This window comes from uncultured Jannaschia sp. (assembly GCF_947503795.1).
Lineage (GTDB): Bacteria > Pseudomonadota > Alphaproteobacteria > Rhodobacterales > Rhodobacteraceae > Jannaschia.
In genome coordinates this window covers 209,822-223,535 of the sequence record NZ_CANNEZ010000001.1, presented here as the reverse complement: position 1 = coordinate 223,535, position 13,714 = coordinate 209,822, and the positions used below count along the sequence as shown (strand labels likewise).

Sequence of the window (13,714 nt, the reverse complement as noted above, 5' to 3'; positions counted from 1 at the left end):
GTGGCTTCGGTAACCTGCTGACGTCCGTGCGAGAAAGCCAGTTTATGCCGGAAGACAAGATCGATCAGCTGGATCGCGCGATCAATCCGGACGAGATCGGATACAACCCGAGCGCGAACCTCTCAGACATGGCCGAGGACGTCGACCACCTGTTCCGCCAGGCGGTCGAGCAGACCCGCATGTCGATCTGCATCGCGGATGCCCGGCAGGACGACCTGCCCATCGTGCTGTGCAACCAGGCCTTCGTCGAGCAGACCGGCTATCCGCGCGAGGAGGTGATCGGCCGCAACTGCCGGTTCCTGCAGGGGCCCGACACCGACCGCGGCACCGTCGACCTGATCCGCGACGCGATCGAGCGGCGCGAGGTGCGCGTCGTCGAGATCCTCAACTATCGCCGCGACGGCACGCCGTTCTGGAACTCGCTCCATATCGGGCCGATCTTCTCGCCCGAAGGCCAGCTGACGCATGTCTTCGGGTCGCAATGGGATGTGACCGAGATGCTGGACGAACGCGACCGGTCTCGCCGGTCAGAGGACATCGCCGAAGAACTCCTGCACCGGACGCGCAATCTCTTCGCGGTGACGACGGCCATCCTGCGCATCTCGGCCAAGGGCGCCCGCGACATCCCCGATCTCGTGGCGTCGGTGTCCGACCGGCTCAGCGCACTGGCCCGCGCGCAGGAGGCGTCGATCTCGAGCGTCGACGGCGGCACGGACCTCGCCGTGATGCTCGACGCCATTATCCGCCCCTACCGGACGGACAGCGCGACGCATATCACGCTGGGCGGCCCAGAGGTGATGCTGCGCCGCGAACAGGTCGCCCCGCTCGGGATGGCGCTGCACGAGCTGTCGACCAACGCGGCCAAGTACGGCGCCTTCCGCTCCCATGCCGGCCGCGTCTCGGTCGAGTGGACCCGGCAGGACGACATGCTCGAGCTGCGCTGGATCGAGCGGGGCGTCCCCGACGACGCCACCGTGCAGGCCGACCCGAAGGCCGGGGGCGGGACAGGCACGAACCTCGTCCAGCGCATCCTCGCGGCCAATGGCGGCCGGATCGAGACTGATCTCCACGCCGACGGCATCGACGTGGTGGTGCGGATGCCGCTCTGACGGATCGGCCTAGCGCCCGGCCTCCTGCTCCAGCCGCAGCTTCGCGATATCCTCGTGGGCATCCGCCTCGCGCTGGTCACGCATACAGCTTCGCACGAAGGTCAGGTGGGCCTCGGTCGCGGCGCGGGCGGCCTCGGCGTCCCGCGACTGGATGGCCACGTTGATGGCCCTGTGCTGGTCCAGCAGCATGTCCCGCGTCGTGCGTTGCTTGAACATGACCGACCGATTGTAAAAGACGCCCTGCCGCAGCAGGTCCATCATCGAACGCATCATGTGCAGCATGACGACGTTATGCGACGCCTCGACGATCGCCATGTGGAAATCAGCGTCGAGCGCAGCCTCCTCGGACGGATCGCGCTTCGAATGGGCGGCTTCCATCTTGCGGAACACGGCCTCGACGACCGCGAGATCCGTGTCCGATCCGTCGCATGCGGCGCGTGCGGCGGCGATCCCCTCGATGTCGCGGCGAAAGGCGATGTAGTCGAAGAGCGCGTCTTCATGGCTCGCGAAAAGCCGTGTCAGCGCGGGCGAGAACGCGTTGCCCAGCACATCGGCCACATAGACCCCGGCCCCGGCCCGCGTCGACAGAAGACCCCGCGCCTGAAGCTCGGCTACCGCTTCGCGCAGCGACGGCCGCGACACGCCCAGCCGCTCGGACAGTTCGCGCTCGGGCGGTAGGCGGTCGCCCGGCCGCAGGATGCCCCGCAAGATCAGCCCCTCGATCTGTCGGGTGACCGCGGCGGCCAGCTTCTCGGCCTCGATCTTTTGGAACGGCATGGCAACTCCCGCAATTGGTCAAATCATATGACCGCGCGCGGCCGGATGCCAGCGCCGCGATGCAAAACGGCCCCCGGTGCACTGCACCGGGGGCCGCTGGGGACGTTGGATGGCCCGTGTCGTCAGGTCGAGGGGGTGATGACGATCTCGACGCGGCGGTTCTGCTGGCGCCCTTCGGGGGTCAGGTTCGAAGCGATGGGCTGGCTCTCGCCCCTGCCGATGGCCTGGACGCGGAAGCCGGGAACGCCCTGCTCCAGCAGGACACCGGCGACCGACCGCGCGCGGCGCTCGGACAGGTCCTGATTGTAGGCGGCGGATCCGGAATTGTCGGCATGGCCGACGACCTGCACCGTCGTGTCGGGATATTGCAGCAGGTTGCGGCCCAAGGCGCGCAGGTCGGCCTGCAGATCGCCGCGCAGCGAGGCGCTGTCGGTTGCGAAGAGGATGTCCTGCGGCATCGTCACGATCAGCTGCGAGCCGGTGTTGCGGATGGTGATGCGGTCATCGCCCAGCTGGTTGCGGAGATCCGCGGCCTGGCGGTCGAGCCGCGAGCCGATGGCCCCGCCGATCAGACCGCCCGCAACGACGCCCGCCGCGATTTCGTCGGCCCGGCTGCCGTCGCCCGCGATGGCCCCGGCCGCAGCGCCGATGCCCGCACCGATCAGCGCGCCGTTGCGCGTGCGGTTCGGCTCGCCCGTCGTGGCGTCGACGCAGGCGGTGAGAACGAGGATGCCGGACAGCGCGGCGGCGAGCGGAAGCTTGATGGTGGTCATATCCGTGACTTTCCAGTCTGTGATCTTTTGGTGTGCGCCGAGACAACGCATGACGCCGCGAAAGAGGTCCACGTCCCGTCGCGAAACGGGATGCCATGCGCGACGCTCCGCCGGGACATCGCGCGCGGCCCTCCGTTATGCAATGTCACCCGAATGTCGGCGCCTACGCCCCAGCTTCGGCGCGCGCCGTCTCCCACGCCAGAAGGGCGCGCTTGACCGGCAGGCCCCAGTGATAGCCGCCCAGCCCGCCCGATTTCCGCAGCGCCCTGTGGCAGGGGATCAGCCAGCTCACCGGGTTGCGTCCGACTGCCGTGCCCACCGCGCGCACCGCCTTCGGGCTCCCGATGGCGTCCGCGATGGCACCATAGGTGGTGACATGGCCCGAGGGCACCTGCATCAGCGCCTCCCAGACCTTGATCTGGAACGGGCCGCCGATCATGTGGAGGCGCGCCTCGCCCTCCAGCCGGAGCACGGCCTCGACCATCGGACGGATCGCCTCGGGGTCCTCCTGCAACGTCGCGTCGGGCCAGCGGCCCGCCATGTCGGCGAAGGCCGCCGCGCGCCCGGTCTCGGCGGCGAGCGCCAGCCCGCAGATGCCGCGCTCCGTGGCCATCACCAGCATCTCGCCGAAGGGCCCGTCGAACCAGCCGTACCGAATCGCCAGGCCCGCCCCGCCCCGCGCGTATTCACCGGGCGACATCGCCTCCCAGCGCAGGAACAGGTCGTGGAGACGTCCCGTCCCCGACAATCCCGTGCCCAGCGCCGTCTCCAGAAGGCTGGTGCGATCGCGCAGCAGCGCCTTGGCGTGTCCCAGCGCAAGATACTGGGCGAAGCGCTTCGGGCTGACCCCGGCCCAGCTCGAGAAGGTGCGCTGGAAATGGGCCGGGCTCATGTGCATTTCCGCGGCGAGATCGTCGAGCGCGGGCGGCGTCTCGGCCGCGTCGATCCGTTCGATCGCGCGGCGGATCAGACGGTAGTGATAGCGGTCGTCGACCGCGGGATCTGACTGGAGCATCCTGCACCTCCTCTCGTGTTCTCCCAACGTATGGTCCCGCGCCCGGTGCCGCGACCCGCTTCTTGCGCCTTGTCCGGCCGTCACGCAGCACCAAGGCCGATCGCCCCGTCTTGCCCGACCCGCCCGGCCCCGTCATACCCGGCGCCATGGCCAAACCGCCCCCGCCCCTGCCCTATGACATCCAGTCCGAGATCTTCGCCCGCTTCCACGCGGCCGAGCCCGAACCCAAGGGCGAGCTCGAACATGTCAACGCCTACACGCTCGTCGTGGCGGTGGCGCTCTCGGCGCAGGCGACCGATGCGGGGGTGAACAAGGCGACACGCGGCCTCTTCGCGGTGGCCGACACGCCGGCCAAGATGCTGGCCCTCGGCGAAGCGGGCGTGATCGAACACATCAAGACGATCGGTCTCTTTCGCAACAAGGCCCGGAACGTCATCAAGCTCAGCCGCATCCTCGTTGACGAATACGGCGGCGAGGTGCCCTGCTCGCGCGCGGCCCTCCAGTCGCTGCCCGGCGTCGGCCGCAAGACCGCGAATGTCGTGCTCAACATGTGGTGGGGTCATCCCGCCCAGGCCGTCGACACGCATATCTTCCGGGTGGGCAACCGCACCCGGATCGCGCCGGGAAAGGACGTCGACGCCGTCGAGCGCGCCGTCGAGGACAATGTCCCGGCTCCGTACCAGCGCCATGCGCATCACTGGCTGATCCTGCACGGCCGCTACACCTGCCTCGCCCGCAAGCCGAAATGCCCGGCCTGTCTCATCGCCGATCTCTGCCCCTACGAAGACAAGACCGAAACGCCCGGTCGGGCTTGATCCCGCGCGTCCGACACGGCAGGACGCGGCAACCTCAATCCTGCTCCTCTGGCCCGAAATACCTCGGGGGGTCCGGGGGGCGGAGCCCCCCGGCGGATCGTCCCGCGCCAGCGGGGCGACACCCGAAAGGACGACGAATGACCCATGACGTGATCGGCATCGGCAACGCCGTGGTCGACGTGATCTCCCATGCCGACGACAGCTTCCTCGACCAGATGGGAATCGAGAAGGGGATCATGCAGCTGATCGAGCGCGAGCGCGGCGAGCTGCTCTATGCCGCCATGACCGACCGGACCCAGGCCCCCGGCGGGTCCGTGGCCAACAGCCTCGCGGGCATCGGCGCGCTGGGCCTGTCGACCGCCTTCATCGGCAAGGTCAAGAACGACGCGCTGGGCCGCTTCTACGCCGAGGCGCTGCGGGCCTCCGGAACAGCCTTCCCGAACGATCCCATGGATGTCGAGCTTCCCACCACCCGCTCGATGATCTTCGTCACCCCCGACGGCGAGCGGTCGATGAACACCTATCTCGGCGCCGGCGCCGACATTTCGTCGCGCGACGTGCCCGACATCTTCGAGGGCGGCGGCCTCCTCTTCCTCGAAGGCTATCTCTTCGACAAGGACGACGGGAAGACCGCCTTCACCGAAGCGGCCGCCAGGATGAAGGCCGCGGGCGGGCGCTCGGCGATCACCATCTCGGACCCGTTCTGTGCCGAGCGGCACCGTGCCGACTTCCAGCGCCTGATCGCCGAGGACATGGACGTGGCCATCGGCAACGCCGCCGAATGGACCACCCTCTACGAGACCGACGATCTCGACCGCGCGGTCGGCATGGCCGCCGAGGTCTGCGAGATCGTCGCCTGCACCCGTTCGGGCGAGGATGTCTGGATCCGTTCGGGCGATACCCGCGTCACCGCGCCGGTCACGCCCGCGACCGTGGTCGACGCCACCGGCGCGGGCGACCAGTTCGCCGCCGGGTTCCTCTACGGTCTGGCCTCGGGGCGCGATCTGGAGACGGCGGCGCGTATGGGCGTGGTCTGCGCCCGCGAGGTGATCGGCCATATCGGCCCGCGCCCCATGGTCGAGGTGATGGACCTGTTCCGGGCAGAAGGGCTCGTCTGACCTCGGAGGATCGCTGCCGGGGCTGCGGCCACGATCCGACGTGACAGCACGGGCGCATCATCCGCAACCCGTCCTCGTCTACCGCAGGGACGGCCACGGCCCGGATCGGTGCGTCGCCCCGCACCGGGCCGACCGGCGCGACTTTCACGGAACCGGGCTGGCCCCGGCAACGCCACCCGGCTAGCGTCCCCCCCAAACCCCCAGGGAGGCCCTTCATGCATATCCTCGTCACCGGCGCTGCTGGAATGATCGGTCGCAAGCTGACCGAGGCCCTGATCGCACGCGGCACCCTGCAGGGTCAGCCGATCACGGCGCTGACGCTTGTGGACGTGGTCGCGCCGACACTTCCGGTCGGAACGCCGGGGGCGGCCCTGGCGGTCGATCTGGCGGATCCGGCGGCCGGCCCGGCCCTGATCGAGACGCGCCCCGACGTGATCTTCCACCTCGCCGCGATCGTCTCGGGCGAGGCGGAGGCGAAAACGTCCATGGGATACGCGGTCAATCTCGGCGGCACGGTCGCGCTGTGCGACGCCATCGTGGCGCAGTCCGACTACTGCCCGCGCTTCGTCTTCACCTCGTCCATCGCCGTCTTCGGAACGCCGCTTCCCGACGTGATCGACGACACGTTCCAGCCCCGCCCGCTGACGAGCTACGGCACGCAGAAGCTGATGGGCGAGATGCTGATCGACGACCTCAGCCGGAAGGGCCTGATGGACGGCATCTCGCTGCGGTTCCCGACGATCTGCATCCGTCCCGGCAAGCCCAACGCCGCCGCCTCGGGGTTCTATTCGTCCATCCTGCGCGAGCCGCTGATCGGACAGGAGGCCGTGCTTCCGGTGCCGGACACGACGCGCCACTGGTTCGCGTCGCCCCGCGCGGCGGTCGGGTTCCTGCTTCATGCTGCCGAAATGGATCTCGCGCCGATGGGCCAGTCGCGTGCGCTGAACCTGCCGGGCGTCGATGCGACCGTCGCCGACGAGATCGCGGCGCTCGAACGGGTCGCCGGACCGGACGCCACCGCGCTGATCCGCCATGTGCCGGACGAGACCGTCGCCGCCATCGTCGGCAACTGGCCCCGCGCCTTCGATCCCGGACGCGCCCGGTCCCTCGGGTTCGAGGCCGAGCCCGATATGGACACCATCATCCGGGCGCATGTCGAGGACGAGCTGGACGGGAATATTCCGGTCGCGAAGGGCTAGGCGGCGGGACCCAGACACCGATCCACGGTCCCGCAAGGGACGCAGGCGACATTATGAACCGGGTCGCCACTTAGAGGGCCGGATTGCATATTTGCGGGAGCAAAGACGACCCGCACTCCGTCGCCCGGCCGCCGGGAGGGAAGCCGGGTGCCCGGCGACGGAGGCGTCTTCGCTCGCGGTCATCGGCATGCCTGCCTGTACCGCCCGTCGAGCTTCACCTGACGAATCGCAATTAATGGTTAACGACCCGCCGTTTTGCTCTCCAAACATGCGGATGGACGGGCTCAGCCGAGGGCGACAGAAAGGGTGTCGAAGCCCCGGAACCGGATGCGGGACGAGCGCCTGCAATCCGTGACGCGGTAGCCGGGATGGCGTGCGATGAACCGCTCGACTGCGATCCGTCCCTCCATCCGCGCCAGCGTCAGCCCGACGCAGACATGGGGACCGGCGGCAAAGGCGAGGTGGCGGGGCGGGCCGGGATCGGGGGCGATGCGATCGGGATCGACAAAGACCGCGGCGTCGCGATTGGCCGCCCCGATGCAGAGATGCACATCCGTCCCGATCGGCAGTTCGATCCCGTGCAGCATGACCGGCGCCGTGGTCTGGCGGTTGCCGAACTGGTTGGGACTTTCGAGCCGCAACGTCTCCTCGATCAGAGCTGCGACCGGGTGGGCCCGCGCCGCGCGGTCCCGATCCAGGAGCCAGAGCGCGTTGCCGATCAGGTTCGTCGTCGTCTCGTGGCCGGCGTTCAGGATGAAGATGCAATTGTGCAGAAGCTCCGCCTCGGACAGGTCGCCGCCCTCGATCAACCGGGTCAGCACATCCGTGTCGGGGTCGCCGGGCGCCGCCCGCCGTCGGGCCACGAGTTGGCGCAGATAGGCCTCGAAGTCCAAGACCGCCTCTTCTCCCGCGCGCAGCTGCTCGGCCGTCAATGCCGGTTCCAGCGCGCCGAGGATCGCCAGCGACCACGCTCGGAGCGGCCCACGTTCATCCCGCGGCACGTCGAGAAGGTCGCCGATCACCTCGACCGGGATCGCGGCGGCGAAGCCTTCGATCGCGTCGCCCCCCTCGAACCGGTCCAGGAGCCCGTCGACGAGCGCCTCGAGCCGGGGCCGCAGCCCCTCGAGCGCGCGCGGGGTCAACGCGCCGGTCAACACGCGGCGGACGCGCGTGTGCAAGGGCGGGTCGTTAAAGACGAGCGAGGTCGTGTGGTGCCGGAAGAGCGGCCCGTCGCCGTATTTCGGCGCGAAGACCTCGCGCTTGTCGCTGCGGAAGGTCGCGGTGTCCTTGTAGATCACGGTCAGGTCGGCGTGCCGGCCCACCAGCACCGACCCGTCGGGCTGCCGCACCGCGCCCGACTCGCGCAGGGCGGCGTAATGCGGCCAGGGGTCGTCGTGAAAGCCTGCGGGCAGGTCGGTCAGGATCATGGCCGCGACCCTAGCGCCCTGCCGCCCGCATCACCAATGGGGCGGACGCTCGTCGCCCAGCACGACGCCGCCCTCGCCGCCCTCCGGCGCCTGCCGCTCGACGAGGCGTGCGACCTTGCGCTCCAGTGCGTCGATCTCGCCCGCCTGACGCGCGACCACGTCCGACAGATCCTCGACCGCGCGGGTCAGGTGGGCGATGCGTTCTTCCAGGTCCTGCATGGAACGGCCTCTGCGGGTTGCGGCACGGGTGGGCGGGTCGTAGACGGTCGCGCGACGGACAGGAACCCGACCCATGGCCAAGATCAAGAAAACGCCCCGCCCCAAGGCCGCCCCGCCCAAGGGCTTCCGCGACTATTTCGGCGCGGACGTCACCGAGCGCAAGGCGATGCTGGACCGGATCGCCGAGGTCTATCACCGCTACGGGTTCGATCCGCTGGAATCCTCGGCGGTCGAGACGGTCGAGGCGTTGGGCAAGTTCCTCCCCGACGTGGACCGCCCGAACGAGGGCGTCTTCGCGTGGCAGGAGGGCGAGGAGAGCGACAAGCCCGGCGACTGGCTGGCGCTCCGCTACGACCTGACGGCACCATTGGCCCGCGTCTATGCCGAGCACCGGCAGGACCTGCCGACGCCCTATCGCCGCTATGCGATGGGCCCGGTCTGGCGCAACGAGAAGCCGGGTCCGGGGCGGTTCCGGCAGTTCTATCAATGCGATGCGGACACCGTGGGGTCGGCGAGCGTCGCGGCGGATGCCGAGATCTGCGCGATGCTGGCCGACACGCTGGAAGCGGTCGGGATCGCGCGTGGCGACTACGTGGTGCGGATCAACAACCGCAAGGTTCTGGATGGCGTGATGGAGGTCGCGGGCATCGCCGAGGACGACGCGCGCGTCCGCGGCATCGTGCTGCGCGCGATCGACAAGCGGGACCGGCTAGGGGTTGAGGGCGTGCGCGCGCTATTGCGCGCAGGACGCAAGGACGAGAGCGGGGATTTCACCGAAGGCGCGGGGCTTTCGAACGATAGTGCCGACGTGATTATGCAATTCGTTACCGCCAAAGAAGATGTGATTTCGCGGCTTTCGGGGTATTTGAGTGATGGATCAGACTCGATCAACGCGCCGGGGGTTCGGCTCCTTGGTCAGCAAATTTCATATCTAGAGAACCCTGGCCCAACAAACCGCAATCCTATGGTCGGTGTGTTTGCAAACGACCAAGTTACAAAATATTTGAGTGAGCTGGTTTCCACTTCAAATATCGGATTGGAGGGCGTTGCAGAACTCGAACAAGTAAGAGTTCTACTCGACGCCCAAGGCTACGGCCCCGACCGCATTGCCATCGACCCCTCCGTCGTGCGCGGCCTCGGCTACTACACCGGTCCCGTCTACGAGGCCGAGCTGACCTTCGAGATCACCGACGAGAAGGGCCGCCCGCGGCAGTTCGGCTCCGTCGCCGGCGGCGGGCGCTACGACGACCTCGTGACGCGCTTCACCGGCCAGCAGGTGCCCGCCACGGGCGTCAGCATCGGGGTCGACCGGCTGCTCGCCGCGCTCCGCATGAAGCGCGACGCCGCGCCCGCGACCGGCGGCCCCGTCGTCGTCACCGTCATGGATCGCGACCGGATGGCCGACTACCAGTCCATCGTCGCCACGCTGCGGCAGGCCGGCATCCGGGCCGAGGTCTATCTCGGGAACCCCAAGAACTTCGGCAATCAGCTCAAATACGCCGACAAGCGGGGCGCGCCCGCCGCGATCATCCAGGGCTCGGACGAGGCCGCGCGGGGCGTGGTGCAGGTCAAGGACCTGATCCTGGGCGCCAAGCTGGCCGAGGATGCGAGCGTCGAGGAGTGGAAGGACCATCCCTCGCAGACAGAGGTGGCCGTGGCCGACCTCTTGGACGAGATCGAGCGCATCTACCGTCTGCATGGCCTGCCCCTGCCGGACGCTATGGGCACGAGATGATCACCGCCGCCGACCGCACTCGCGCGGCCACCCTGTTGCAGCGGTTCACGGCCACCGGCGCCGCGCCGGTCGAGACGTCGATCCTGCAACCGGCGGGCACGCTGCTCGACCTCTATGGCGAGGATATTCGCGCGCGTGCCTTCGTCACGCAGGACCCGCTGCGCGGCGAGACGATGCTGCGCCCCGATTTCACGGTGCCCGTCGTTCAGGCCCACATGGCCCACGGCGCCGAGCCTGCGCGCTATTGCTACGCGGGCGAGGTCTTCCGGCGGCAGGAGGCCGACGAGGGTCGTCCCCGCGAGTACCTTCAGGTCGGCTACGAGGTGTTCGACCGCACCGATCCCGCTGCCGCCGATGCCGAGGTGTTCGACCTGATCGGCGGTGCGCTCGCCCCGTGGGCGCCCGCCCCCGCGCTCGGCGATCTGGGGCTGCTGATCGCGGCGGTCGAGGGGCTGACGACGACCGACCGCCGCCGCGCCGCGCTCCGCCGGCATGTCTGGCGGCCGCGCCGCTTCCGCCGCCTGATGGCCCGGTTCACCGGGCGCGCGGCCCCCAGCCCGGCCCGCGCCACGCTGCTCATGCGCCTCGCCGCCGAAGCGCCCGAAGCCATCGTCGCCGAGGCCGGTCCCGCCATCGGTCTGCGGGAGACACCCGAGATCGCGGCGCGCCTCGCCGCGCTGGCCGAGGATGCGGCCACCCCGCCGCTTCCGGGCCCCGAGGCCGATGCGATCGACGCGCTTCTGATGCTGGACGCGCCGCTCTCCGAGGCCGTCTCCCGCATCCGCGATCTCGCCGTGGACCTGCCGGCGCTGGACCCGGCCGCCGACCGGCTGGAGGCGCGGGCCGACGCATTGGCCGCACGGGGCCACGACCCGGCCCGCCTGTCCTTCGCGCCGGCGCGGGGACGTACGGCGATGGAATATTACGACGGCTTCACCTTCACCTTCACGCGCGGCGGGCGCACGGTCGCCACCGGCGGTCGATACGACGCGCTGACCGCGATCCTCGGCGAAGGCCGCTCGATCCCCGCGGTGGGCGGCGTCATCCGCCCCGGCCTTCTGGAGGACGCGCCATGATACGGCTCGGCATTCCGTCCAAGGGTCGCCTGATGGAGAAGACCTTCGACTGGTTCGGCGCGCGCGGCCTGACCCTCTCGCGCACCGGATCGGACCGGGAATACGCGGGCGCGGTCGCGGGCGCCGAGATCGCACTGGTGCTTCTTTCGGCGGGCGAGGTCCCGCGCGAGCTGGCCGCCGGGCGCATCCATCTGGGCGTCACAGGCAGCGACCTCGTGCGCGAGAAGATGGTCGGTTGGGCCGATCGGGTCGAGCCGCTGGCCACGATGGGGTTCGGCCATGCCGACCTGATCCTCGCCGTTCCGAAGGTCTGGGTCGATTGCGACACGCCCGACGATCTCGACGCGGTCGCGGCCCAGTTCCGCGCCACCCATGGCCACAGGCTGAGGATCGCGACCAAGTATCACCGCCTCGTGCGCGAATACCTGACCGAGCACGGCGTCGCCGACTACGCGCTCGTCGACAGCCAAGGCGCGACCGAGGGCACGGTGCTGAACGGCACGGCCGAGGCCATCGCTGACATCACCTCGACCGGCGAGACGCTGCGGGCGAACCACCTAAAGGTGCTCGACGGCGGTCCGATCCACGCGAGCCAGGCGACGCTCTTCCGCTCCCGCGTCGCCGACTGGTCCGAGGCCGAACGGTCCGAGCTGGACCGGCTGCGTCCGATCCTCGCGCAGGGCTAGGGCAACGCCTTAGAACCCGGGCAGGGTCGGCACGCGCCCGATGACCATAAGGTTGTTGGCCGGCATGGCGATCCGCTCGACATCGAGCCCCATCGCCCCGAGTACGGTCTCGATCACCTCGACCTCCTTGAAGCCGATCGCGCTGTCCTGCGCGCGCAGGCTCGCGTCGAAGGTCAGATCGCCGGGCGACGTCGCGACCCCGCCGCGGAGAAACGGTCCGTAGATCGCCAGAAGACCGCCGGGCGACAGGACGCGCACGGCCTCGTCGAGAAGCACCGACATCTCGGCATCCGAGATGAGATGCAACAGGTTCACCACCATCACCGCCTCGGCCGTCCCCTCCAGCGACCAGCCCGCCGTGCAGGCATCGACATCGCCCGCCGGTGCGACATTGGCGAGACCCCGGCAGCGGGCGTCGATGGCGGCGCGCCGTTCCGGATCGGGTTCGGTCGGATGAAAGGACAGGTCGGGCCGATGGGCGGCCAGCGCGGCGATGTGTTGTCCCGTGCCCGAAGCCAGCTCCAGCACGTCGCCCTGCCGGGGCAGGCGCGGCAGCAGCGCATCGAGGATCGCCTCGCGGTTCCGGTCCGCCGACGGCGCGTGTAAAAGACCCGATCCGTCGACCGCGCCGGCCGTATCGGGCAGGTCGAGGCGGCGGATCATGCCGTCATCCGAAGGAACCGGCGCGGATCGAGGGCGGCGACGGTCTCGGCCCCGAGTTCCGAGCCGCGGCCCGCGATCCGATCCGCCAGGAGGCGTGCGGCGGCGGGCGCGGTCTGGAAGCCGTAGCCGCCCTGCCCCACGCTCCACCAGAAGCCGTCCAGCTCCGACGGCCCGATCGCCAGCAGCCGGTCGGGCGTGAAGGTCCTGAGACCGGCCCAGGTCGCGATGGGGCGCGTCACCTCCTCGGTCACGGCCTCCTGATAGCGGGCCAGCCCCTCGGCCAGCACCATGTCGTCGGCGAAGGCGTCCAGCGGCTCGGACGGGTCCTCCTCGGCGGGAGACACGATCCATGCGCCCGCATCGGGCTTGGCGTACCAGCTCTCGCCCGCGCCCATCAGCATCGGCCAGCCGCGGACGTCGTGGCCGCCGGGCGCCTTGAGCCGCGCCATCGACCGGCGGAGCGGCGTCAGGCCGAGCGGGGTGGCACCCGCCATCCGCGCCACCGCGTCGGCCCAGGGCCCCGCCGCGTTCACGAGCGTCCGTGCCTCGTGAGTTTCGCCGCCGGCCCACACCTGCCAGCCGCCGGGGGCGCGCGCGATGGCATCGACCCGCATGCCGGTCAGCACGGCGCCGCCACCGGCACGGACCGCGCGCGCGCCCGCCTGCAGCATCGCGTCGGTATCAAGGTCCATCGCATCCGGCTCGAAGGCGGCACGGGTCACCCCGTCCGACAGGATCGGGACCCGCGTCCGGGCGTCAGCGACGGACATCTCGGCAATGGACATCGCCTGGAGATCGGCCTCGAAGGCGGCGTCCTCGCCCTCGACCGCCACGAGAAGAAACCCGCGCGCGCTGAGATGGCCGGCCGTCGCGTGATCGGGGCGCGACGCCCGGTTGAGCGCGATGACGGCGGGCTTGCCGTAGCTTTCCTCGAAAAGCGCTGCCGACCGCCCCGAGGCATGATGCCCGATCGCGGCTTCCGCTTCGAGGACGAGCACGCGCCCCAGCGGCGCCAGCGCCTGCCCCGCGGCCAGCCCGGCAATGCCACCGCCGATGATCAGAAATTCGTACATGGTCCGGAACCTGTCACGGGACGCGGGGC

14 protein-coding genes are annotated in these 13,714 nt (G+C 69.7%); 7 read left to right on the top strand and 7 right to left on the bottom strand.

The features are described 5' to 3' along the window. The first annotated feature begins 44 nt into the window (after nucleotides 1-44). Nucleotides 45-1,109, top strand: coding sequence for a PAS domain-containing protein (locus Q0833_RS01130; protein WP_298429370.1), 1,065 nt, complete (start codon nucleotides 45-47; stop codon nucleotides 1,107-1,109). Nucleotides 1,110-1,118: 9 nt separating this feature from the next. Here the strand turns inward: Q0833_RS01130 and Q0833_RS01125 are convergent, their stop codons facing one another. The 3 genes from Q0833_RS01125 to Q0833_RS01115 all read right to left on the bottom strand — a co-directional run bounded on the left by Q0833_RS01125 (nucleotide 1,119) and on the right by Q0833_RS01115 (nucleotide 3,674). Next, nucleotides 1,119-1,886 carry a FadR/GntR family transcriptional regulator gene (locus tag Q0833_RS01125; RefSeq protein ID WP_298429367.1) on the bottom strand — a complete coding sequence of 256 codons (768 nt, stop codon included), beginning with the start codon at nucleotides 1,884-1,886 and terminating at the stop codon, nucleotides 1,119-1,121. A gap of 122 nt (nucleotides 1,887-2,008) precedes the next feature. Beyond that, nucleotides 2,009-2,659: an OmpA family protein gene (locus tag Q0833_RS01120; RefSeq protein WP_298429364.1), complete on the bottom strand. Its 651-nt coding sequence runs from the start codon at nucleotides 2,657-2,659 to the stop codon at nucleotides 2,009-2,011. Nucleotides 2,660-2,822: 163 nt separating this feature from the next. Further along, nucleotides 2,823-3,674, bottom strand: a complete 852-nt coding sequence (locus tag Q0833_RS01115) for a bifunctional helix-turn-helix domain-containing protein/methylated-DNA--[protein]-cysteine S-methyltransferase (protein ID WP_298429361.1) — start codon at nucleotides 3,672-3,674, stop codon at nucleotides 2,823-2,825. 146 nt (nucleotides 3,675-3,820) lie between these two features. On the opposite strand from Q0833_RS01115, the gene nth reads away from it, so the two are divergent. From nth to denD, 3 genes are all read left to right on the top strand, one after another. After that, the gene (gene nth / locus Q0833_RS01110) at nucleotides 3,821-4,489 is read left to right on the top strand and encodes an endonuclease III (protein ID WP_298429358.1); all 669 of its coding nucleotides are present in this window, start codon (nucleotides 3,821-3,823) and stop codon (nucleotides 4,487-4,489) included. A gap of 137 nt (nucleotides 4,490-4,626) precedes the next feature. Then, on the top strand, nucleotides 4,627-5,607 hold the full coding sequence (locus tag Q0833_RS01105) for an adenosine kinase (protein WP_298429355.1): 981 nt from the start codon (nucleotides 4,627-4,629) through the stop codon (nucleotides 5,605-5,607). Between the two features lie 215 nt (nucleotides 5,608-5,822). Beyond that, nucleotides 5,823-6,806, top strand: coding sequence for a D-erythronate dehydrogenase (gene denD / locus Q0833_RS01100; protein WP_298429352.1), 984 nt, complete (start codon nucleotides 5,823-5,825; stop codon nucleotides 6,804-6,806). A 284-nt stretch (nucleotides 6,807-7,090) separates the two neighbouring features. Here denD and Q0833_RS01095 read toward each other — a convergent pair whose 3' ends face one another. Then, nucleotides 7,091-8,233, bottom strand: coding sequence for a cytochrome P450 (locus tag Q0833_RS01095; RefSeq protein ID WP_298429349.1), 1,143 nt, complete (start codon nucleotides 8,231-8,233; stop codon nucleotides 7,091-7,093). A 30-nt stretch (nucleotides 8,234-8,263) separates the two neighbouring features. After that, entirely contained in the window at nucleotides 8,264-8,452 is a 189-nt protein-coding gene (locus tag Q0833_RS01090; RefSeq protein ID WP_298429346.1) for a SlyX family protein, read from the bottom strand. Nucleotides 8,453-8,525: 73 nt separating this feature from the next. Between Q0833_RS01090 and hisS the strand changes: the two genes are divergently transcribed. From hisS to hisG, 3 genes are read left to right on the top strand one after another with little or no spacing between them, the layout of a single operon-like run. Beyond that, a complete protein-coding gene (gene hisS / locus Q0833_RS01085; RefSeq protein WP_298429343.1) occupies nucleotides 8,526-10,187 on the top strand; it encodes a histidine--tRNA ligase in 1,662 nt (553 codons plus the stop codon). Continuing rightward, nucleotides 10,184-11,263 (top strand): ATP phosphoribosyltransferase regulatory subunit, encoded by a 1,080-nt coding sequence (locus Q0833_RS01080; RefSeq protein WP_298429340.1) that lies wholly within the window; start codon nucleotides 10,184-10,186, stop codon nucleotides 11,261-11,263. Before hisS ends, Q0833_RS01080 begins: the two co-directional genes overlap by 4 nt. Beyond that, the gene (gene hisG, locus Q0833_RS01075; protein ID WP_298429338.1) at nucleotides 11,260-11,949 is read left to right on the top strand and encodes an ATP phosphoribosyltransferase; all 690 of its coding nucleotides are present in this window, start codon (nucleotides 11,260-11,262) and stop codon (nucleotides 11,947-11,949) included. The genes Q0833_RS01080 and hisG overlap by 4 nt, the downstream gene beginning before the upstream one ends. Nucleotides 11,950-11,958: 9 nt before the next feature. Here the strand turns inward: hisG and Q0833_RS01070 are convergent, their stop codons facing one another. Beyond that, nucleotides 11,959-12,612 carry a DUF938 domain-containing protein gene (locus tag Q0833_RS01070; RefSeq protein WP_298429335.1) on the bottom strand — a complete coding sequence of 218 codons (654 nt, stop codon included), beginning with the start codon at nucleotides 12,610-12,612 and terminating at the stop codon, nucleotides 11,959-11,961. Beyond that, the gene (locus Q0833_RS01065) at nucleotides 12,609-13,685 is read right to left on the bottom strand and encodes an FAD-binding oxidoreductase (RefSeq protein WP_298429332.1); all 1,077 of its coding nucleotides are present in this window, start codon (nucleotides 13,683-13,685) and stop codon (nucleotides 12,609-12,611) included. Before Q0833_RS01065 ends, Q0833_RS01070 begins: the two co-directional genes overlap by 4 nt. Nucleotides 13,686-13,714: the final 29 nt, after the last annotated feature.